Source organism: Achromobacter sp. UBA2119, from assembly GCF_002331005.1.
Classification (GTDB): domain Bacteria; phylum Pseudomonadota; class Gammaproteobacteria; order Burkholderiales; family Burkholderiaceae_B; genus Achromobacter; species Achromobacter animicus.
Genome location: NZ_DCYD01000011.1, coordinates 220,324 through 240,944, shown reverse-complemented (window position 1 = coordinate 240,944; position 20,621 = coordinate 220,324). Strand labels below are relative to the sequence as shown.

At 65.2% G+C, this 20,621-nt stretch carries 16 protein-coding genes, 1 rRNA gene and 1 other RNA gene; 16 read left to right on the top strand and 2 right to left on the bottom strand.

Annotated elements, in window-relative coordinates:
- The first annotated feature begins 236 nt into the window (after positions 1-236).
- Positions 237-349 (top strand): 5S ribosomal RNA (gene rrf, locus B3098_RS11185).
- Between the two features lie 161 nt (positions 350-510).
- A complete protein-coding gene (locus tag B3098_RS11180; protein WP_056569333.1) occupies positions 511-876 on the top strand; it encodes a DUF4870 family protein in 366 nt (121 codons plus the stop codon).
- A gap of 471 nt (positions 877-1,347) precedes the next feature.
- On the opposite strand, the gene B3098_RS11175 is transcribed toward B3098_RS11180, so the two are convergent.
- A complete protein-coding gene (locus B3098_RS11175) occupies positions 1,348-1,626 on the bottom strand; it encodes an SWIB/MDM2 domain-containing protein (RefSeq protein ID WP_006217453.1) in 279 nt (92 codons plus the stop codon).
- A 147-nt stretch (positions 1,627-1,773) separates the two neighbouring features.
- Here B3098_RS11175 and B3098_RS11170 point away from each other — a divergent pair, with 147 nt between their 5' ends.
- On the top strand, positions 1,774-2,967 hold the full coding sequence (locus B3098_RS11170) for a M20 aminoacylase family protein (protein WP_056569330.1): 1,194 nt from the start codon (positions 1,774-1,776) through the stop codon (positions 2,965-2,967).
- Positions 2,963-4,042, top strand: a complete 1,080-nt coding sequence (gene pyrC, locus B3098_RS11165) for a dihydroorotase (RefSeq protein ID WP_286896067.1) — start codon at positions 2,963-2,965, stop codon at positions 4,040-4,042. Before B3098_RS11170 ends, pyrC begins: the two co-directional genes overlap by 5 nt.
- 103 nt (positions 4,043-4,145) lie before the next feature.
- Here the strand turns inward: pyrC and B3098_RS11160 are convergent, their stop codons facing one another.
- Positions 4,146-5,972, bottom strand: coding sequence for an ATP-binding cassette domain-containing protein (locus tag B3098_RS11160; protein WP_286896030.1), 1,827 nt, complete (start codon positions 5,970-5,972; stop codon positions 4,146-4,148).
- Positions 5,973-6,091: 119 nt separating this feature from the next.
- On the opposite strand from B3098_RS11160, the gene rnpB reads away from it, so the two are divergent.
- The 12 genes from rnpB to B3098_RS11100 all read left to right on the top strand — a co-directional run bounded on the left by rnpB (position 6,092) and on the right by B3098_RS11100 (position 20,618).
- Positions 6,092-6,497: RNase P RNA component class A (rnpB, locus tag B3098_RS11155), an RNA gene on the top strand.
- A gap of 355 nt (positions 6,498-6,852) precedes the next feature.
- Positions 6,853-7,281, top strand: coding sequence for a division/cell wall cluster transcriptional repressor MraZ (gene mraZ / locus B3098_RS11150; RefSeq protein ID WP_056322651.1), 429 nt, complete (start codon positions 6,853-6,855; stop codon positions 7,279-7,281).
- 7 nt (positions 7,282-7,288) lie between these two features.
- On the top strand, positions 7,289-8,386 hold the full coding sequence (gene rsmH, locus B3098_RS11145; protein WP_279974744.1) for a 16S rRNA (cytosine(1402)-N(4))-methyltransferase RsmH: 1,098 nt from the start codon (positions 7,289-7,291) through the stop codon (positions 8,384-8,386).
- Positions 8,386-8,679, top strand: a complete 294-nt coding sequence (gene ftsL, locus B3098_RS11140) for a cell division protein FtsL (RefSeq protein WP_056569320.1) — start codon at positions 8,386-8,388, stop codon at positions 8,677-8,679. The genes rsmH and ftsL overlap by 1 nt, the downstream gene beginning before the upstream one ends.
- On the top strand, positions 8,676-10,406 hold the full coding sequence (locus tag B3098_RS11135) for a peptidoglycan D,D-transpeptidase FtsI family protein (RefSeq protein WP_175125648.1): 1,731 nt from the start codon (positions 8,676-8,678) through the stop codon (positions 10,404-10,406). The genes ftsL and B3098_RS11135 overlap by 4 nt, the downstream gene beginning before the upstream one ends.
- Positions 10,403-13,258 carry a bifunctional UDP-N-acetylmuramoyl-L-alanyl-D-glutamate--2,6-diaminopimelate ligase MurE/UDP-N-acetylmuramoyl-tripeptide--D-alanyl-D-alanine ligase MurF gene (gene murF / locus B3098_RS11130; RefSeq protein ID WP_286896024.1) on the top strand — a complete coding sequence of 952 codons (2,856 nt, stop codon included), beginning with the start codon at positions 10,403-10,405 and terminating at the stop codon, positions 13,256-13,258. The genes B3098_RS11135 and murF overlap by 4 nt, the downstream gene beginning before the upstream one ends.
- A complete protein-coding gene (gene mraY / locus B3098_RS11125) occupies positions 13,248-14,417 on the top strand; it encodes a phospho-N-acetylmuramoyl-pentapeptide-transferase (protein ID WP_105237357.1) in 1,170 nt (389 codons plus the stop codon). Before murF ends, mraY begins: the two co-directional genes overlap by 11 nt.
- Positions 14,414-15,946 carry a UDP-N-acetylmuramoyl-L-alanine--D-glutamate ligase gene (gene murD / locus B3098_RS11120; protein ID WP_286896020.1) on the top strand — a complete coding sequence of 511 codons (1,533 nt, stop codon included), beginning with the start codon at positions 14,414-14,416 and terminating at the stop codon, positions 15,944-15,946. The genes mraY and murD overlap by 4 nt, the downstream gene beginning before the upstream one ends.
- Positions 15,947-16,001: 55 nt before the next feature.
- Positions 16,002-17,195 carry a putative lipid II flippase FtsW gene (gene ftsW, locus B3098_RS11115; protein WP_175139416.1) on the top strand — a complete coding sequence of 398 codons (1,194 nt, stop codon included), beginning with the start codon at positions 16,002-16,004 and terminating at the stop codon, positions 17,193-17,195.
- Complete coding sequence (gene murG, locus B3098_RS11110; protein WP_218345029.1) at positions 17,192-18,268, top strand: undecaprenyldiphospho-muramoylpentapeptide beta-N-acetylglucosaminyltransferase; 1,077 nt, start codon at positions 17,192-17,194, stop codon at positions 18,266-18,268. Before ftsW ends, murG begins: the two co-directional genes overlap by 4 nt.
- Positions 18,265-19,671, top strand: a complete 1,407-nt coding sequence (gene murC / locus B3098_RS11105) for a UDP-N-acetylmuramate--L-alanine ligase (RefSeq protein ID WP_175125638.1) — start codon at positions 18,265-18,267, stop codon at positions 19,669-19,671. Before murG ends, murC begins: the two co-directional genes overlap by 4 nt.
- On the top strand, positions 19,668-20,618 hold the full coding sequence (locus B3098_RS11100; RefSeq protein WP_175139415.1) for a D-alanine--D-alanine ligase: 951 nt from the start codon (positions 19,668-19,670) through the stop codon (positions 20,616-20,618). Before murC ends, B3098_RS11100 begins: the two co-directional genes overlap by 4 nt.
- Positions 20,619-20,621: the final 3 nt, after the last annotated feature.

Genomic DNA, 20,621 nt, shown 5'->3' with positions numbered 1-20,621 from the left:
TCGTCAGGCTTTTATTGCTCAGAACCCCGCAGGTATCCCCTGCGGGGTTTTGTCTTTAGTGAGAGACCAGGCCGTTGCGCTGGAGGTTGATAGCGCGATTGGCGCGAACCCTTCCGCGGCTGTAAGCGCCAGGTCCTATTGCAGTAACCGTAGTGCCCAACAGTGTCAAAGAGGCACTTAAGTAAGACCCAAGATTCGAACGATTGACCCTGGTGTCAATTGCTCAAGCAGCTACGCTTGACGACCATAGCAAGGTGGTACCACTCCTTCCCATCCCGAACAGGACAGTGAAACGCCTTTGCGCCGATGATAGTGGACGGACGTCTGTGAAAGTAGGTCATCGTCAAGCTCTTATCCTCAAAGCCCCACCGGTACCCGGTGGGGCTTTGTCTTTGGTGCGTCACTGGCCTGCAAGCCGCGCCAATGCTGAATGTGCCCAAATAACAACGCGCGTGGGCGGGGTGGCTTTGTGCGGTAAGATTGTTCGAGTCAATTCGTTGGAGCGTTATCGTGAGTGATCCCCAGACCCCCGTGCCCGGTACGACATTGGACCTTCGCACGTTGACCCACGTGGCCTATGGCTTGTATGCCTTGGGCTTTCTGACGAGTGGATTTCTGGGCATTGCCACGATCGCGGCTGTTGTGCTCATGTACCTCAAGCGGTCTGACGCGGCCGGCACCGTCTACGCCGGCCATTTCGACTGGCTACTGCGTACGTTCTGGTGGGCGTTGCTGTGGCTTGCAATCAGTGGGATCGCGACGCTCATCTTCATCGGCTGGATCGGCGTGGCGGCAACCATTGTGTGGGTGCTGTATCGCCTGATACGCGGTTGGCTGTCGCTGCTGGAAGGCACTGCGCCCACATCGTACGCCTGAGTCCAGGCAGTACCCTCGGAAAGGCCGGCATTGATGCCGGCCTTTTTGCATGCGCCTCGTGTGACGCGCGAGAACATGCGCGCGGATGGTTCTTGGCTCGCGTGTGCACTCAATGGAATCGGAAAGGACGCGGGCGGGCGCCTTGTTTAGGAGCGGGGCACTGAGCTTCGATTTAGTTGAGTGCGACGCGCAGGACGCATTCAGAGGCGGCGCGTGCGCCTATCGACGTCGCGTGTGCCGGAGGGGCCATTGAAGTGCGTGAGCATGCAGCTTGTCCGCTTGCAAAGGCGCACCAGCGCTGACGATCAGGCGATAGCGTCGCTATTGAAATCGGGCGGGGATGTCCACGGACGTGGCAATGAGGTACTGCGAGGAGGCGACTTGCTTGGTGGCGTCGAGCTCGCCCGGCCGTAAGCCAGGGCGTCGCGACAATCCAAAGGCAGGGACGTACGCCGTACGCCCTTTGCCTGCTTACTTCAGATGTGCGTTGACCAGTTTGGTCAGTTCGAACATCGTGACCTGATCCTTGCCGAAGATCGGGCGCAGCTTGGCATCGGCGTTGATGTTGCGCTTGTTGCTGGCATCTTGCAGGTTGTGCTTCTTGATGTATTCCCAGATCTTCTTGGTGACCTCGGTACGCGGCACGGCTTCCGAGCCGATGACAGCGGCCAATTCGGCGCTGGGGGTCAGCGGCTTCATGAATGCAGCGTTCGGCTTGCGCGCGGTCGCGGGTTTGGAGGTTGTGGCCATAATGCGGCGCTCCTTCTCTGGCTGTTGGAAAAATTGTCCTGCGGCCGGAGCATAACGTGTCTCTACAGTAAAGACAAAGGCATTTATCCTCTGTAGCAACTAAAATGCACCGACTGTCCCCTCTCTCACGTCATTCTGTAACGTCCTATGTACGCACGTTCTCCGTTGGAATCGATTCGGCTTTTTCATGACGAATTGACGGCGCTCCGGCGCGATTTGCATGCCCATCCAGAACTTGGTTTTGAAGAGGTCAGAACGTCCGGCATCGTCGCGGGTGCGCTGGAAGCGTTGGGCATCGAAGTGCACCGCGGTATCGGTAAAACCGGCGTGGTGGGCGTGATCCGCGGCAAGCGCTGCGACAGCGGCCGCATGATTGGATTGCGGGCCGACATGGACGCGCTGCCCATGACGGAAGACAACACGTTCGGCCACAAGTCGACCAAGCCGGGACTGATGCACGGATGCGGGCACGATGGTCATACCGCAGTGCTGATCGGCGCGGCGAAATACCTGGCGCAGACCCGCAACTTTGATGGCACGGCAGTGTTGATTTTCCAGCCGGCCGAAGAAGGACGCGGCGGTGCGCGCGCCATGCTGGAAGACGGTTTGTTCGACACGTTCCCTTGCGATGCGATCTATGCCTTGCACAACTGGCCGGGCCTCAAACCTGGCACGATCGGCATCAACCCCGGACCGATGATGGCGGCGGCCGATCGCTTCGAGATCCTGATCACGGGGCGGGGCGGTCACGGTGCGCATCCCTATCAGACGATCGATCCGGTAACGATCGCGGGTCAGATCATCACCGCGTTGCAGACCATCGTGTCGCGCAATGTGAATCCGCTGGATTCGGCGGTGCTGTCGATCGGGTCGGTGCAGGCCGGGCATCCGGGCGCGATGAGCGTGATTCCGCGCGAGGCGCGCATGGTGGGCACGGTGCGCACGTTTCGTAAGTCCGTGCAGGAGATGGTCGAGACGCGGATGCGCGAGCTGGTGAGTGCCATCGCCGGCGCTTTTGGCGGCACCGCTGAAGTGGTGTACGAGCGCATCTACCCCGCGACGCTGAATACGCCGCAGCACGCCAACCTGGTGGCCGACATCGCGACCGAGATGATCGGCAAGGAAAACGTGGTGCGCGACCTGGTACCCTCGATGGGTTCCGAAGACTTTTCATTCATGTTGCAGGCCAAGCCGGGCGCCTACTTCCGTCTTGGCCAAGGCGGCGCCGATTCCGGTTGCCTGCTGCACAACCCGCATTTCGATTTCAACGATGCCGTCATACCCCTGGGCAGTGCGATGTTCTGCGCGCTTGCTGAACGGGGCATGCCGCTGGCAGATTAAGAAGCCTTCCATGTCTACTCAAAGCACGACTCAACTCACCATCACTCGCCCTGACGACTGGCATCTGCATTTGCGCGATGGCGCGGCGCTTGATGCCGTGGTCGGCGATACGGCGCGCCAGTTCGCGCGCGCAATCATCATGCCGAACCTGAAGCCGCCGGTCACGACGACGGAACAGGCTTTGGCCTATCGAGGCCGCATCCTGGAAGCGCTTGGCAAGTCGGGCGTCAATCCGGCTTCGTTCACGCCCCTGATGACGCTGTACCTGACCGACAACACGCCCGCAGAAGAGATCGTGCGCGCGCATGAGTCGGGCCACGTCTACGCCGTCAAGCTGTATCCCGCCGGCGCCACGACCAACTCGGATGCAGGCGTGACCGATCTGCTGGGCAAATGCACGAAAGCGCTGGAAGCGTTGCAGAAATGCGGTATGCCGCTGTTGGTGCATGGCGAAGTGACGGATCCGGCGATTGACGTGTTCGATCGCGAAGCCATTTTCGTGGAGCGGGTGATGAAGCCGTTGCGGCGCGCCTTCCCCGCCCTGAAGGTCGTGTTCGAACACATCACGACCAAGGAAGGCGCGGAGTACGTGCGTGATGCGGAAGGTCCGATTGCCGCGACGATCACGCCGCAGCACATGCTCTACAACCGCAATGCCATCTTCCAGGGCGGCGTACGTCCCCACTGGTATTGCCTGCCGATTTTGAAGCGCGAGACCCACCGTCTTGCGCTGGTCGAGGCGGCGACCAGCGGCAGCCCGCGTTTTTTCCTGGGCACGGATAGCGCGCCGCACGCGCGCGGTCTGAAGGAACATGCCTGCGGCTGTGCTGGCTGCTACACCGCATTGCATGCCATGGAGCTTTATGCGACCGCGTTCGAGGCCGCCGGCAAGCTCGACAAGCTGGAAGGGTTTGCCAGCTTCCATGGCCCCGACTTCTACGGTCTGCCTCGCAATACCGGCACGTTGACGCTGTCGCGCGAGACCTATCAGGTGCCGGAAGAGTTGGCGTTCGGCAACACGACGCTGGTCCCGCTGGCGGCGGGCGAGGCGCTGGAGTGGCGCGCTCACGTCTGAGGACGATCGCGGCTGGCGCCGCATGCAAATGAAAAAGGGGTGAGCGGCTGTGCCGTTCACCCCTTTCTTCCGCCGCGCGGACTATCTATATATAGCAGTCACGTCAAAGCGTGCCATCGCGCCGCGCTTCCAGCAGTTCCCAGCGCGCAAACTTCTCTTCGAGTTCAGTTTCGAGCTTGGCCAGTTCGCCGTTGATGCGGTCGACCTCGGCCGGCGCATCGCGGTAGAGGCTGCCGTCCGCAAGTTGGCCGGCCAATTCAGCTTGCTTCGCTTCGAGCGCGGCAATCGCGTCCGGCAGGCCTTCGAGTTCGCGCAGGTCCCAGGCGTTGATCTTGCCAGCCTTCGCAGGCTTGGGCCGTGCCGCCTTTGCTCGTGCGGCGCTGTCGTCGGCGGGTTTCGCGGCCTTGTCGGCCTCAGCCTGCGGAGCGACAGGCGCCGGGCGCTGCGCGACCCATTCGTCGTAGCCGCCCACATAATCGCGCCAGTGGCCGTTGCCTTCGTAGGCGATCGTCTGCGTGACCACGTTGTTGAGGAAGGCGCGATCGTGGCTGACGAGCAGCACGGTGCCTGCGTATTCCTGCAGCAGTTCTTCCAGCAACTCCAGCGTTTCGATGTCCAGATCGTTGGTGGGCTCGTCCAGCACCAGCACGTTAGCCGGGCGCGCAAAGAGCCGCGCCAGCAGCAGGCGCGCGCGTTCGCCGCCCGAAAGGCTGCGCACGGGCGAACCGGCGCGCGCCGGCGAGAACAGGAAATCGCCCAGGTAGGTCATCACGTGCTTGCGCACGCCGCCGATCTCGACCCATTCGCTCCCCGGGCTGATGATGTCGACGAGCGAAGCGTTTTCGTCGAGCTGCGCGCGCATCTGGTCGAAGTAGGCGACGGCGACGTTGGTGCCCATGCGCGTCGCGCCGCTATCGGGTTGCAGTTCACCCAGGATGAGCTTGAGCAGGGTGGTCTTGCCCGCGCCGTTGGGGCCGATGATGCCGATACGGTCCCCGCGCAGAAGGGTTGTGGAATAGTCGTCGACCACGATCTTGTCGCCGAAGCGCTTGCTGACGTGTTCGAGTTCGGCCACGAGTTTGCCGGAGCGTTGGCCCTCAGCCAGCGCCAGCGACACGTTGCCCACGCGCTCGCGGCGTTCGGCGCGCTGCACGCGCAGGCTCTCCAGGCGACGCACCCGGCCTTCATTGCGGGTGCGGCGGGCTTCCACGCCCTTGCGGATCCAGACTTCTTCCTGTGCCAGCAGTTTGTCGAAACGCGCCTGCTCGAGCCTTTCGGACTCGAGCCATTGGGCCTTGCGCTCCTGCCACTGCGAGAAGTTGCCCGGGAAGCTCAGGAGGCGTCCGCGATCGAGTTCGACGATGCGAGTGGTGACGGCGTCCAGGAACCGGCGATCGTGGGTGATGATGACTGCGGCGCCTTTCCAGGTGCGCAGCATCTCTTCAAGCCAGGCGATGCCTTCGAAGTCCAGATGGTTGGTGGGCTCGTCGAGCAGCAACAGATCCGGCTCGTCGATCAGGGCGCGGGCAAGCGCGACGCGCTTGCGCGTGCCGCCGGACAGGCCGGCGATCTGCACGTCGGCGGGCAGGCCCAGCTTTTCGATGACGGCGCGTGCGCGCGAGGGGCGCTGCCAGTCTTCGTGGTCGCCATCTGTATTGCATACGACATCAAAGACAGTGGCGTTGTCGTCGAGCTCGGGTTCCTGTTCGACGGTGGCCACTCGCAGGCTCGAGCTGCGCGAGATTGCGCCGTCGTCGGGCTGCGTGCGGCCGTCGAGCAGCCTGAGGAGCGAGGATTTCCCTGCGCCGTTGCGGCCGATGAGGCCGATGCGCTCGCCGGACTGGATGGCAAAGTCGGCGTGGTCCAGCAGCGGATGGTGCCCATATGCGAGCTGGACGTCGGTCAGGGTGATGAGAGTTTCGAGGGCCATGTAGTGTTGGTGTCTGCGGCATCTAAGCGGATCAGCGCGTATTGTCGCAGGAACCCGCCCCGACGTTCATGCGGGCGCCCCGGGGACAGAGTGGGCGGCTGTAATAGAATACGGACTGCAAGACGGGTCGGACGATCGCGGTGGGTGCAAGCCCATCGAGGAAGGTCCGGACTCCACAGGGCAGGGTAACGGCTAACGGCCGTCCGGTCGTGTCTTCGGGCATGGCTGAGGAATAGGACCACAGAGACGAGACTGCGGCGCGGGCGCGCTTTGCGCGCACTGATACGGCCATCTCCGTATTACGCCGTCCGGCAACGGGCGGCGGCATCGCAGGGTGAAACGCGGCAACCTCTATCCGGAGCAACATCAAATAGGCATGCGTGCGGCCTCACGGCCGTGAAGGGCGGCTCCGTCCGAGTATGCGGGTAGATGGCTAGAGCGGCTCAGCAATGATCCGCGCAGAGGAATGATCGTCCGCCAGGGCAACCTGGTGTACAGAATCCGGCCTATAGACCCGTCTTGCACTGATTTTCCCGGCGCGCGCGGATCTGGACGAGGCCGCGCGGCCGTCTGGCGCCCACCGCGCCAGTTGATTGCCACTTCCAGGGTCGCCCATTTGGCGGGAAGCCTCGCCAACGGGAAGGATCGACCCAGCCCCAGGCGGTAAACCGCAATCGTTAGGCGCTACTTCTTAAGTAGGACTTTTAGAGTATGTCGCAACCTCCTGATTTATTGGGAGGTTTTTCTTTTTGCGAATTTACAAGTTGATCTAAGTCCTTGTTGTGATTGAAAAAATTGCAACCGCTCGCTTGACCGCCCCTTTCCCATACCGTAGAGTGGGAAATAGTAGGAAATTGTGCAATTAAGTGGGGTAAATGTGGTGTTTCAGGGAAGCAGCGCGCTCACGCTGGATGCCAAGGGACGGATCTCCATTCCGACCCGGCATCGTGACGCGCTCATGTCGCAGGCCGAAGGCCGGCTGACCCTGACCCGCCATCCCGACGGCTGCCTGCTGGTGTATCCGCGACCGGAGTGGGAAAAGAAGCGCGAGCAGATCGCCGCTTTTCCGATGACGGCCCGCGCGCTGCAGCGGCTGTTGCTGGGCAACGCTCAGGACGTGGAACTGGACGGCTCCGGCCGGGTCCTGATCGCTCCTGAACTGCGCAACGCTTCCGGTATGACGCGCGATGTGATGCTGCTCGGTCTGGGCTCTCACTTCGAGCTGTGGGACGCCGCTACCCTGGCCAGCCGAGAGGCTGAAGACTTGGCCAAGGGTATGCCGGACGTGTTGAACCAGTTTTCGTTCTGAAAGAGTTATGGAATTCGAACATCGGCCCGTCCTCCTGGCGCCGACGGTGGACGCGCTTTTGCTGCCCGGTTTCGGCGGCAAGGGCGCGGCACGGTCGCAGCCGCAGGATGGGCAGGATGTGGCTACGCGAATCGAAAGCGGCGTCTTCGTAGACGGCACTTTCGGCCGGGGCGGCCACAGCCGCGAGTTGCTTGGCCGGTTGGGCAAGCACGCCCGGCTGGTCGTGTTTGACAAGGACCCGCAAGCCATTGCGGTCGCCAACGCGCTGGCGGCCGAGGATGCGCGGGTCACGGTGGTGCATGGGGGCTTTGCCACCATGGCCGAAGAATTGGAGCAGCGCGGCATCGGCAAGGTCGATGGCGTGATGCTGGATCTGGGCGTTTCGTCGCCTCAGATCGACGATGCCGAGCGCGGCTTCTCGTTCATGCGAGACGGCCCGCTCGATATGCGGATGGACACCACTCGTGGTCCCACGGTGGCGGATTGGCTGGCGCAAGCCAGTGTGGATGAGATGCGGGAGGTCATAGCGGATTATGGCGAAGAACGGTTTGCTTTTCAGGTTGCAAAGGCGATTGCTGCTCGCCGCGCAACAAGGCCGCTGCGCACCACGCTCGAGCTTGCCGAGTGCGTCGCCAGCGCCGTCCGCACGCGCGAAAAGGGGCAACATCCGGCCACACGCACCTTTCAAGCTTTACGGATTTACATCAATCGGGAACTCGAAGAGCTCGCGCGCACCCTCGCGTCAGCTTTAGACCTGCTTGCCCCGGGGGGGAGGTTGGCGGTGATCAGCTTTCATTCACTTGAAGACCGCATGGTCAAGCAGTGCATCGCGGCGGCGGCCAGGCCGGCTGCTGCGCATGCACGCCTGCCCCTGCGCGAAAGCGAAATGCCCCAACCCGTTGTGCGATCCCTGGGCAAGGTCGTTGCCGAGGACGACGAAGTCTCGTCCAACGCCCGCGCCCGTTCCGCCATCCTGCGCGCGGCTGAACGTACGGAAACGCCGCTGCCTGCTGAGGGCGGCTTTGCGTTTGTGAAGATCGGCTCGCTGCCCGGCAGCGACCTCGCCCCGCCGCCCCGGCGTGGCGGCAAGGGAGGGCGCCGCTGATGGGTCGCGTCAACCTGATCGTTGCGGCTTTGCTGATGCTGTCGGCCATTTCCCTGGTCACCAGCCGGTATCAGTCGCGCCAGCTCTTCGTGGAGCTGGGCCGCGATCAGGCGCATGCGCGCGACCTCGAAACCAACTGGCGGCGCCTGCAGCTTGAGCGCGCCGAGCTGGCCCGCAATGCGCGGGTCGATGCCATTGCGCGCGACGGTCTGAAGATGATCCCCATCGTTCCGGACCGCACGCTCTATATGAATCAGGCGCCCGTGCCCGCGGCCGCCGGAGGCACGCAATGAAGCGCGTGCCGTTCTTCGACAATCCCGTGCTGCGCGGAAGCTTGCCTACGTGGCGCGCCCGCTTGGTTCTGATTCTGCTGTTTGGCGGTTTCACTGTGCTGGCCGGCCGCGCGCTGTTCCTGCAAGGATTGTCGACGGAATTCCTGCAGCAGCAGGGCGAGCGCCGCTACGAGCGCACGCTGACGCTGGCCGCCACGCGCGGCAAGATCATGGATCGCAATGGTGCGGTGCTGGCCTCGAGTGTGCCGGCGCGCGCCATCTGGGCGATTCCCGAAGACGTGAAACAGGCCACGCCCGCGCAGCTGGATTCGCTGGCCAAGCTGCTGGACACGCCCGCGGGCGATCTGCGCCGCCGCCTCGTCGACGAGGACAAGAACTTCGTGTACCTGAAGCGCCAGGTCTCGATGGACGTGGCCGACAAGATCAAGCAGCTGGGCTTGCCGGGCGTGCACCAGCAGCCCGAAACCCGCCGCTATTACCCGGACGGCGACGTGATGGCCCACGTGGTGGGCTTCAACAGTGTCGAAGACCAGGGGCAGGAGGGCGTCGAGCTGACGTTCAACCAGCAACTGTCGGGCCGACCGGGAAGCCGCCGTGTCATCAAGGATCGGCTGGGCCGCGTCATCGAAGACGTGCAGGCCGTCACGTTGCCGGTTGATGGCCGGGACTTGCGCCTGTCCATCGACACGCGCCTGCAGTACCTGGTGTTCAAGGAACTGAAGGACGCCATGGACAAGCACCGCGCCAAGGGCGCGACGGCCGTGGTGGTGGATGTGCACACGGGCGAGATCCTGGCGCTGGCCAACGTGCCGACCTTCGATCCGAACAACCGCGAAACCTTCCATGGCGCCAACCTGCGCAACCAGGCGATCACGGATACGTTCGAGCCGGGCTCGATCATGAAGCCCTTTACCGCCGCGCTGGCCCTGGACCTGGGCCGCATCAGCACGTCGACGCAGTTCGAGACGGGCAACGGCCGGTTCACGTATCAGGGCAGCACGATCAGCGACGTGAGCCGCAACGGCACGCTGGATGTGGCGGGCGTGCTGCGCAAGTCCAGCAACATCGGCATGACGATGATCTCCGAGAAGCTGGAATCCCGTGAAATGTGGGATCGCTTCACCGAATTGGGTCTCGGCCAGGCGCCGCAAGTGGGATTCCCCGGCGCCGCGCCCGGCCGTCTGCGTCCGTGGGAACGCTGGCGCTTGATCGAAAAGGCCACGATGGCCTACGGCTACGGCCTGTCCGTGTCGCTGTTGCAAGTGGCGCGCGCCTATACCGTCTTTGCACGTAACGGCGACATGGTGTCGCTGACGCTGGTCAAGCGCGATAGCGACCCGACCAGCGTCAAGATCTACACACCCAAGACGACCGCGCTGGTGCGCGCCATGCTGGAGGCCGCCACCGGCCCCGATGGCACGAAGGCCGCGCAGGTGCAGGGCTACCGCGTGGCGGGCAAGAGCGGCACCGCGCGCAAGATCGTGGACGGCAAGTACAGCACGCAACGTTACCGGAGCTCGTATGTGGGTTTTGCCCCGGTGTCGGATCCCAAGATCGTGGTGGCCGTGTCCATCGACGAACCGACGATCGGCGGCTATTACGGCGGCGCCATTGCCGCGCCCGTGTTCTCCCATATCGTGGGGGGGAGCCTGAGGCTGATGGGGGTGCGGCCCGACGCACCGTTTGAATCCACGATTGTTGCTGGTATCAAGGAGCCAGGCAGATGAGCGCCAACGGCTTCCACTCTTCCCCTGCCGCCACGGTTGCCGAGACCGTGGCGTGGTTGCATGAGCGCGTGTCGTTGACCGCGCATCTCAAGCTGGACTCGCGCGACATCGAGCCGGGCGACGTGTTCGTTGCTTGCCCGGGACTGTCGAGCGACGGCCGTCTCTATATAGATAAGGCGTTGGCGCTGGGCGCCAGCGCCGTGCTGTTCGAAGCGCCTGCCACCGATGCCGTACAAGCCGCGTCGGCCGGCACGCCCATGCTTGCGGTGGCCGGCCTGCGCTCGCTGCTGGGCGAACTGGGCGACACCTGGTATGGCCGTCCGTCGGCGGCGCTGGCCGTGGTTGCGGTGACCGGCACTAACGGCAAGACGTCGTCGGTGCAATGGATTGCCCACGCGCTGAGCCGCAACGACAAGGCTTGCGGCACCATCGGCACGCTGGGCGCCGTGCTGCCCGACGGCCAGACGCTGGGCGGCAGCCTGACGACGCCGGATGTGCTGACTGTGCACCGCACGCTGGCCGCGATGCGCGACGCCGGCGCGAAGGCCGTGGCCATGGAGGCCTCGTCGATCGGCATCGAGCAGGGCCGCATGGATGGCGTGCGCGTGGCGCTGGCCGCCTTCACGAATCTGACGCGTGACCATCTGGACTATCACGGCACGATGGAGCGCTACGAAGCGGCCAAGGCGCGCCTCTTCCGCTGGCCCGGCCTGACCGCCGCGGTGATCAACGCCGACGATGACGCCGGGCGGCGGATGCTGGCCAGCCTGCCGGACGACGTGACGCCGATGGGTTACAGCCTGAGCGACGATCCTGAAATTCCGGCCGCCATGCGTGCGCGGGACTTGCAGGCAACGTCGCAAGGCCAGATCTTTACGCTGGTGTCGCCGCATGGCGAAGCCCAGATCGTGACGCGCCTCTTGGGTGCGCACAACGTTTCGAACCTGCTGCTGGTCGCGGGCGTGCTGTACAAGCTGGGCCTGCCGTTTGCGCAGATTGCGCGTGAACTGGCGGCGACGGATCCCGTCGATGGCCGTTTGCAGACCGTGGAACCGGCAGTGAACTTGCCAGCCCATACGGCACGCGGTCCGCTGGTGGTGGTGGACTACGCCCACACGCCGGACGCGTTGTCCCGTGCGCTGCTGGCGCTGCGTGCCGTGGCCACGGCACGTTCCGGCCGCCTGATCTGCCTGTTCGGCTGCGGCGGTGAGCGCGATCCGGGCAAGCGTCCGGTGATGGGCGCCATTGCCGCGGAGCTGGCCGACCACGTGGTGGTGTCCAGCGACAACCCGCGCACCGAATCGCCCGAGGCGATCGTCCAGCAGATCCTGGCCGGCGTGCCCGAAACGGCGCGTGCCGACGTGCAGGTCGATCGCGCGCGCGCCATCTTGCAGACCATCTGGGCGGCGTCGCCGGAAGACGTGGTGCTGCTTGCCGGCAAGGGTCACGAAACCTATCAGGACATCGGTGGCGAGAAGCTGCCTTTCGACGATCGGGAATGGGCGCGCGTGGCGCTGCTGCTGCAGCAGACGCCCGGCGTGTCCACCGATACGCGCCGCATCGGAGAAGGCGAACTCTTCGTCGCGCTGGTGGGCGAGAATTTCGACGCGCACGACTACCTGGATCAGGCAGCTTCGCGCGGCGCTTGCGCGGCGCTCGTCGCGCACCAAGTTGCCGATGCCGGACTGCCGCAGCTTGTCGTGGGCGATACGCGCGTGGCGCTGACGCGCATCGGCGCCGCCTGGCGTGCCCGGTTCGTGCTGCCCGTGGTGGCGGTGACCGGCAGCAACGGCAAGACGACCACCAAGGAAATGATCTCCGCGATGCTCGCCGAATGGCAGGGCGACGCGGGGCGCCTGGCTACAGCCGGCAACCTGAACAACGACATCGGCGTGCCGCTGACCTTGCTGCGCCTGCGCGCGGGTCATCGCGCCGCCGTGTTCGAGCTGGGCATGAACCACCCCGGTGAAATCGCGCAGCTTGCCGCCATTGCCGCGCCTACCGTGGCGCTGGTCACGAATGCGCAGCGCGAGCACCAGGAATTCATGCACACCGTCGAAGCGGTCGCGCATGAGAACGGCGCCGCGATTGCCGCATTGCCGGCCGATGGCGTCGCCGTGTATCCCGGAGACGAGCCCTATGCAGCTATCTGGGACGCGTTGGCCGCGCCGCGCCGCGTGCTGCGGTTCGGCCTGCAGCCCGGCCTGGACGTCTATGCGGAACAGATCATCGCGGAAGTCGACGCCACGCGCTGCCGTGTCGTGACGCCGGTCGGCGTTGCCGATCTGACGCTGCCGGTGGCGGGATTGCACAACCTGCGCAACGCGCTGGCCGCCATCGCCAGCGCCATTGCAGCGGGCGCGCCGCTCGAGATCGCGGTGCGTGCGCTGGCGGGATTCAGCCCGGTGGCCGGCCGCATGCAGCACAAGCGAATGAGTGACGGAACGTTGCTCATCGATGACACCTACAATGCCAACCCCGATTCGGTCCGCGCAGCCATCGACGTGCTTGCGCGCATCGGCGGCACGCGCGTCCTGGTCTTGGGCGACATGGGCGAAGTCGGGGACAACGGCCCCGCCATGCACGTAGAGGTGGGCAATTACGCGCGCGAGCATGGGCTCGACGCATTCATCACGCTAGGCGAAGCCAGCCGGGCGGCAGCTGCCGCATTCGGCGCTGGCGCGCACGCCTGCGCATCGGTAGACGAAGTCGTTGCCGCCTTGCGCGGCTTGCGCCCGTCCTGCGTATTGGTAAAAGGATCGCGCTTTATGCGCATGGAGCGGGTAGTGACGGCTTTTTCTTTGAATGACGGTACGGCAGCCGCAGGGCAGGGAGAGCAGCATGCTGCTTGAGATCGCCCGCCTGCTTTCCGATGATGTGCGCGCGCTGGGCGTGTTCGAATACATCACCTTGCGCGCCGTGTTGGCGTGCGCGACGGCGCTGGTGATCGGCCTGGTGGCCGGTCCTCGCGTCATCCGCAAGCTGACCGAGATGAAGATCGGCCAGGCCGTGCGCACGTACGGTCCCGAATCGCATCTGGTCAAGACCGGCACGCCGACCATGGGCGGCGTGTTGATCCTGATCTCCATCGCCATCAGCACCTTGCTGTGGGCGGATTGGACGAATCGCTTCGTGTGGGTCGTGCTGCTGGTGACCTTCGGGTTTGGCTGGATCGGCTGGCGTGACGACTACCGCAAGGTGGTCTATCGCGATCCCGAAGGCATGCCGGCGCGTCAAAAATTCTTCTGGCAAGCCACCATTGGCATGGTGGCCGCGGTGTATCTGGCGTTCGCGGTGTCCGCGCCCGCCAACACCGAACTCTGGCCCCTGTTCAAGGCGTGGGTGGGCAGCGGCTTCACGATGGCGCTGCCGACGCGTGCCGACCTGATCGTCCCGTTCTTCAAGACCGTGAGCTATCCGCTGGGCGTGCTGGGTTTCGTGGCGCTGACCTGGGCCGTGATCGTCGGCACCAGCAACGCCGTGAACCTGACCGATGGGCTGGATGGCCTGGCCATCATGCCCACCGTGATGGTCGGCAGCGCGCTGGGCATCTTCGCCTACGTGGTCGGCCGCGTGGACTATTCGAAGTACTTGCTGTTTCCGTACATTCCCGGCGCATCGGAATTGATGGTGCTGTGCGCGGCCATCGGGGGCGCGGGGCTCGCATTTTTATGGTTCAACGCGTATCCGGCACAAGTGTTCATGGGCGACGTTGGCGCGCTCGCGTTGGGCGGCGCATTGGGCACGATTGCGGTCATCGTGCGCCAGGAAATCGTGCTGTTCATCATGGGTGGCGTGTTCGTCGTCGAGACGCTTTCGGTGATGATCCAGGTGACCTGGTTCAAGTACACGAAGCGACGTTATGGAACAGGTCGACGCATTTTCCGAATGGCCCCGTTGCATCATCACTTTGAAGTGGGCGGCTGGAAGGAAACCCAGGTGGTCGTGCGTTTCTGGATCATCAGCATGATGCTGGTGCTGATTGGCCTCTCTACGCTGAAGTTGCGATGAACATGATGGAATCCTCCCGCGCTGACGCGCCGCTCGTGCTGATCCTCGGATTGGGCGAGACGGGCGTCGCTGCCGCACGCTGGTGTGCCCGCCTGGGCGCCCGCTTGCGCGTGGCCGACACGCGCGCGGAACCGGGAGGCCTGGCCGCGCTGCGCGAAGCGTTGGCGCAAAACGAAGTGGAATACCGGCTGGGTTGCGACGAGTCGTTTGCCACCGATCTGCTGGATGGCGTGTCGCAGGTCGTGTTGAGCCCGGGTCTGGCGCCCACGCAGGCGCCCGCCGCCGACGTGCTGCGCGAGGCCGAGGCCCGCGGCATTGAAATCGTCGGCGAGATCGAACTGTTTGCCCGCGCACTGGCGGATATGGCCGCCGATCGCGAGTATCGCCCGCGTCTGCTGGCCGTGACCGGCACCAATGGCAAGACCACCGTCACCGCGCTGACGCGGCAACTGGTCGAAGCCAGCGGGCTGACGGTCATCGCTGCCGGCAACATCAGTCCTGCTGCGCTGTCCGCGCTGATGGACGCGCTGGACACGGACGCGCTGCCGCAGGTGTGGGTGCTTGAACTGTCCAGCTTCCAGCTCGAAACGACGCGCACGCTAATGGCCGATGCGGCCGTCGTGCTGAACGTGACCCAGGATCACCTGGACTGGCACGGCGGCATGCAGGCCTATGCCGATGCGAAGGGCCGCCTGTTGAAGATGGCGCGCATCGCCATCGTCAATCGCGACGATCCGCTGACCGTTGATATGGTGTCGTCGCTGAACGCCATGAACGTGCGCAGCTTTGGCCGCGATGTGCCTGAGCTGGTGGGCGACATGGGCCTTGAACTGGGACAGGGCGTAGCGTGGCTGACGGCCTGCGAGTCCAACGATTTCGATGAGCCGGCGCCGCCCACGCGGCGCAAGAAGGACGCGCCCGAACCGGTGCGCGCCAAGGGCCGCATGAGCCGCCTCATGCCCGTGGACGCACTGCGCATCCGCGGCATCCACAATGCACTGAACGCGCTGGCCGCGTTACAGCTTGCCCGCTGCCTGGATCTGGGCTGGGGCGCCATGCTGCGCGCGCTTCGCGACTACGCGGGCGAGCCGCATCGCGCCGCCTTCGTGCGCACCATTGGCGGCGTGGACTACATCAATGACAGCAAGGGCACCAACGTGGGCGCCACCGTGGCCGCGCTGGAAGGCCTGGGCCAGCCCGTGGTGCTGATCGCTGGCGGCCAGGGCAAGGGCCAGGATTTTTCGCCGTTGATTCCCGTCGTCTCGCGCCATGCGCGCGCGGTGATGCTGATCGGCCTGGATGGCCCAGAGATCGGCCGCGTGCTGGAGCCGACCGGCGTCAAGTGCCTGACTGTCGAGACCTTGCGCGACGCCGTGCGCGGTGCGGCCGAACTGGCGCAGCCGGGCGACGCCGTGCTGTTGTCGCCGGCGTGCGCCAGCCTGGACATGTTCCGCAATTACCCGCATCGCGGGCAGGTGTTCGTGGAAGAGGTCGAAGACCTGGCCCGCGACCGTGGAGAGGTGGCATGAACCGCAACGCCGCCTCCTGGGCGAATTCCGTGGCGCGTGGCGCCGAGGCCGCACAATGAGCCTGATCGCCGACCTGACCGCCAGCGTCAATGCCGTACGGCCCGGCCGTACCCGCATGCGCAACTTCGACATGCCGCTCGTGATCGCGGCGTCGACGTTGCTGCTGCTCGGCCTGCTGATGGTGTATTCGGCATCGATCGCGCTGGCCGACGGCCCGCGCTATGCGTCCTATGGCCGCTATTACTTCGTGATCCGCCACGGCCTGTTCGTCAGCGCGGGCCTGGTCGGCGCCGCCATCGTGCTGTCGATCCCCATCCGGGTCTGGCAGCGTCTGGCCGTGCCGCTTTTCGTGGTGACGATGGTGTTGCTGGTGGCGGTGCTGATTCCGGGCATCGGCCGCGAAGTCAACGGCGCGCACCGCTGGATCCCGCTGGGTCCGCTGAATTTCCAGCCGTCCGAGCTGATGAAGCTTGCCGCCTTGCTTTACGCGGCCGACTACACCGTGCGCAAGCAGGAGCACATGCAGGCCTTTGCCCGCGGCTTCCTGCCGATGGCGTTCGCGCTGGCCGGCGTCGGCATGCTGCTGCTCCTCGAGCCCGACCTGGGCGCGTTCATGGTGATCGTGGCCATTGCCATCGGCATCCTGTTTCTGGGCGGCATCAACGGCAAGTATTTCAGCAGCCTGCTCGCCGTGCTGGTGGGCACGTTCCTGATGCTGATCTGGCTGTCGCCGTGGCGTCGTGCGCGGCTGTTCGCCTACCTGGACCCCTGGAACGAAGACAACGCCTACGGCAGCGCGTACCAGCTGTCGCACTCGCTGATTGCGCTGGGTCGCGGTGAATGGTTCGGCGTGGGCCTGGGCGCCAGCGTGGAAAAACTGCATTACCTGCCCGAGGCGCACACCGACTTCCTGATGGCGGTGGTGGGCGAGGAACTGGGCTTTGCCGGCGTTATGCTGGTGATCACGCTGTTCGCCATCATCGTGTACCGCGGATTCGACATCGGCCGTCAGGCCATCGCCATGGAGCGCACGTTCGCCGGCCTGGTCGCGCACGGCGTGGCCATGTGGTTCGGCGTGCAGTCGTTCATCAACATGGGCGTGTGCCTGGGACTGCTGCCCACCAAGGGCCTGACGCTGCCCCTGATGAGCTACGGCGGTTCGGGCGTGGTGATGAATCTGTGCGCGCTGGCGATGCTGATCCGGGTCGACGTGGAAAACCGCATCATGATGCGCGGGGGACGGGTATGACCGCCGCTCGCACGATCCTGATCATGGCCGGTGGCACCGGCGGTCATATCATGCCGGGTCTCGCCGTGGCCGACGTGCTGCGCGAGCGCGGCTGGCGCGTGCTGTGGCTGGGCAATCCCGAAAAGATGGAAGGCCGCCTCGTGCCGCCGCGCGGCATCGAACTGGTGCCGCTGCGCTTCCAAGGCGTGCGCGGCAAGGGCGCGTCCGCGTTGCTGAAGCTGCCGTTCCTGCTGCTGCGCGCGTTCGCGCAAGCGTGGTCGCGGCTGTCCGATGTGCGTCCCGACGTGGTGCTGGGCATGGGCGGTTACGTGGCATTTCCGGGCGGCGTGATCGCGGCGCTGCGCGGCACGCCGCTGGTCGTGCACGAACAGAATGCCGTCGCCGGCACCGCCAACAAGTGCCTGGCGAAGATGTCGCGCCGTGTGCTGAGCGGATTTCCCGGCGTGCTGCCCAAGGGCGAAGCCATGGGCAACCCGGTGCGCGCCGATTTGTGCGCCTTGCCGGATCCCGCCGAACGCTATGCCGGCCGCACCGGGCCGCTGCGCGTGCTGGTGGTGGGCGGCAGCCTGGGGGCGCAAGCCTTGAACACCACCGTGCCGCAGGCGTTGGCGCGTCTGCCGCTCGAGAACCGGCCGACGGTCGTCCACCAGGCCGGTGAACAACATTTGCCGGCGCTGCAACAGGCCTACGCCCAGGCGGGCGTGCAGGCCGATTGCCGCGCTTTCATCGACGACATGGCGGGCGCCATGGCCGACGCCGATCTGCTGATCTGCCGCGCAGGCGCCATGACGGTGTCCGAAGTGGCGGCCGCCGGCGTCGCGGCGCTGTTCGTGCCGTTCCCCCACGCCATCGATGACCACCAGACTGCCAACGCGCGCTTCCTGAGCGACGCGCAGGCCGCCTGGCTGCAGCCGCAGACCGCCCTGACGCCTGAGTGGCTGGCGGACTGGCTGAGCCAGCGCACCCGACAAGAACTCGAGGCTGTCGCCGTCCGGGCCCGCGCGCATGCGCGTCCCGACGCGGCCGCCCATATCGCCGACGTCTGTGAACAAGCAGCGGGGCGTTCATCATGAAACACAGAATTCAACATATCCATTTTGTAGGCATCGGCGGTTCGGGCATGAGCGGCATTGCCGAAGTGCTGCTGAACCTGGGCTACGACATCAGCGGTTCCGACCTGAACGAGTCGGCGGTGACGCGCCGCCTGGCCGGCCTGGGCGTGAAGATCGCGATCGGCCATGCCGCCAGCAACGTCACGGGCGCCAGCGCCATCGTCACGTCCACCGCGGTGGCGGGCGACAACCCCGAAGTGATCGCCGCGCGCTCTGCGCGTATTCCGGTGGTGCCGCGCGCCATCATGCTGGCCGAGCTGATGCGCTTGAAGCGCGGCATCGCCGTGGCCGGCACGCACGGCAAGACCACCACGACCAGCCTGGTCGCCAGCGTGCTGGCGGCGGGCGACCTGGACCCCACGTTCGTGATCGGCGGCCGCCTGAATTCGGCGGGCGCCAATGCGCGGCTGGGGCAGGGCGACTACATCGTGGTCGAGGCCGACGAGTCGGACGCCTCGTTCCTGAACCTGCTGCCCGTGATGGCCATCGTGACCAATATCGATGCCGATCACATGGACACCTACGGGCACGACGTGGCGCGGCTCAAGAGCGCGTTCATCGAATTCACGCAGCGCCTGCCGTTCTACGGCAGCGCCGTGCTGTGCTCGGACGACGCCAACGTGCGCGAGATCATGCCGTTCGTGTCGCGTCCCATCACGACCTACGGCCTGAACGAAGAAGCGCAGGTGCGTGCCTATGAGGTGCAGCCTGACGGCACGCGCATGCGCTTCAACGTGCAGCGCACTCACCGCGACACGCTGTTGCCGCCCCTGAACGTCGAACTGAATCTGCCCGGCCTGCATAACGTGCGCAACGCGCTGGCCGCGATCGCCGTGGCGACCGAGCTGGGCGTGTCCGACGCCGCCATCTGCGAGGCGCTGCGCGCGTTCAAGGGCGTGGGCCGCCGCTTCACGCAGACGGGCGAATTCCCGGTGCCGGCCAACCACGGCGGCGGCACGTTCACGGTGATCGACGATTACGGCCACCATCCGGTCGAAATGTCGGCAACGCTGGCTGCGGCGCGCGGCGCCTGGCCCGACCGCCGCATCGTGCTGGCCTTCCAGCCGCACCGCTACACGCGGACGCGCGATTGCTTCGAGGATTTCGTGCGGGTGTTGGGCACGGCTGACGCCGTCCTGCTGACCGAGGTCTATGCCGCTGGCGAACCGCCGCTGGTCGCCGCTGACGGACGTGCCCTGTCGCGCGCGTTGCGCGTGGCCGGCAAGGTCGAGCCGGTGTTCGTGGAAGACGTGGCGGAGCTGCCGCAGACGGTTGTGGATTTCGTGCGCGATGGCGACGTCGTCATCGTGATGGGGGCGGGTTCGATCAGCAAGGTCCCCGCCCAGGTGGGAGAGCTGGCATGAGCAAGCAATTCGGCAAGGTGGGTGTGTTGTACGGCGGCCGGTCCGCCGAACGTGAAGTTTCGCTCATGTCCGGCAAGGGCGTGCACGAGGCGCTGACCAGCGCCGGCGTGGACGCGCACCTGTTCGACACCGGCGAGCGCAGTCTTGCCGAACTGGCCGATCAAGGTTTTGACCGCGTGTTCATCGCGCTGCACGGCCGTTACGGCGAAGACGGCACCCTGCAGGGCGCGCTGGAACTGTTGGGCATTCCTTACACGGGCAGCGGCCCGATGGCCTCGGCACTGGCCATGGACAAGACCATGACCAAGCGCATCTGGCTGCAGCATGGCCTGCCCACGCCCGACTTTGAAGTGCTGGACGCCGATACCGAATTGCGCCTGGTCCCCGACCGCCTGCAACTGCCGCTGATCATCAAGCCGCCGCATGAGGGCTCGACCGTGGGCATCACCAAGGTCGTCGGCTACTCCGACATGAAGGAAGCCTACGCCGCAGCCGCGCAGTACGACAGCGAGGTCCTGGCCGAGCAATTCATCACTGGGCGCGAGCTGACCGTGGCCGTACTGGGCTCGGGCAAGGCGGCGCGCGCGCTGCCGGTGATCGAGATCGCGGCGCCGGGCGGCAACTACGACTACGAACACAAGTATTTCTCCGACGACACCCAGTATTTCTGCCCGGCCGCCTTGCCCGCGGACGTCGCTGAGGAAGTCGCGCGGATTGCCGTCAAGGCGTATCAGACGCTGGGCTGCGAAGGCTGGGGGCGCGCGGATTTCATCCTCGATGCCGACAACCGGCCCTGGCTGCTTGAAATGAATACCTCGCCCGGCATGACCGGCCACTCCCTGGTGCCCATGGCCGCGAAGGCCGTGGGGATCAGCTATGCAGAATTGTGCGTGGCCATCCTGTCCGAGGCCTCGTGCAAGGTGCACGGCCACGCCCGCAACGCTTGACCT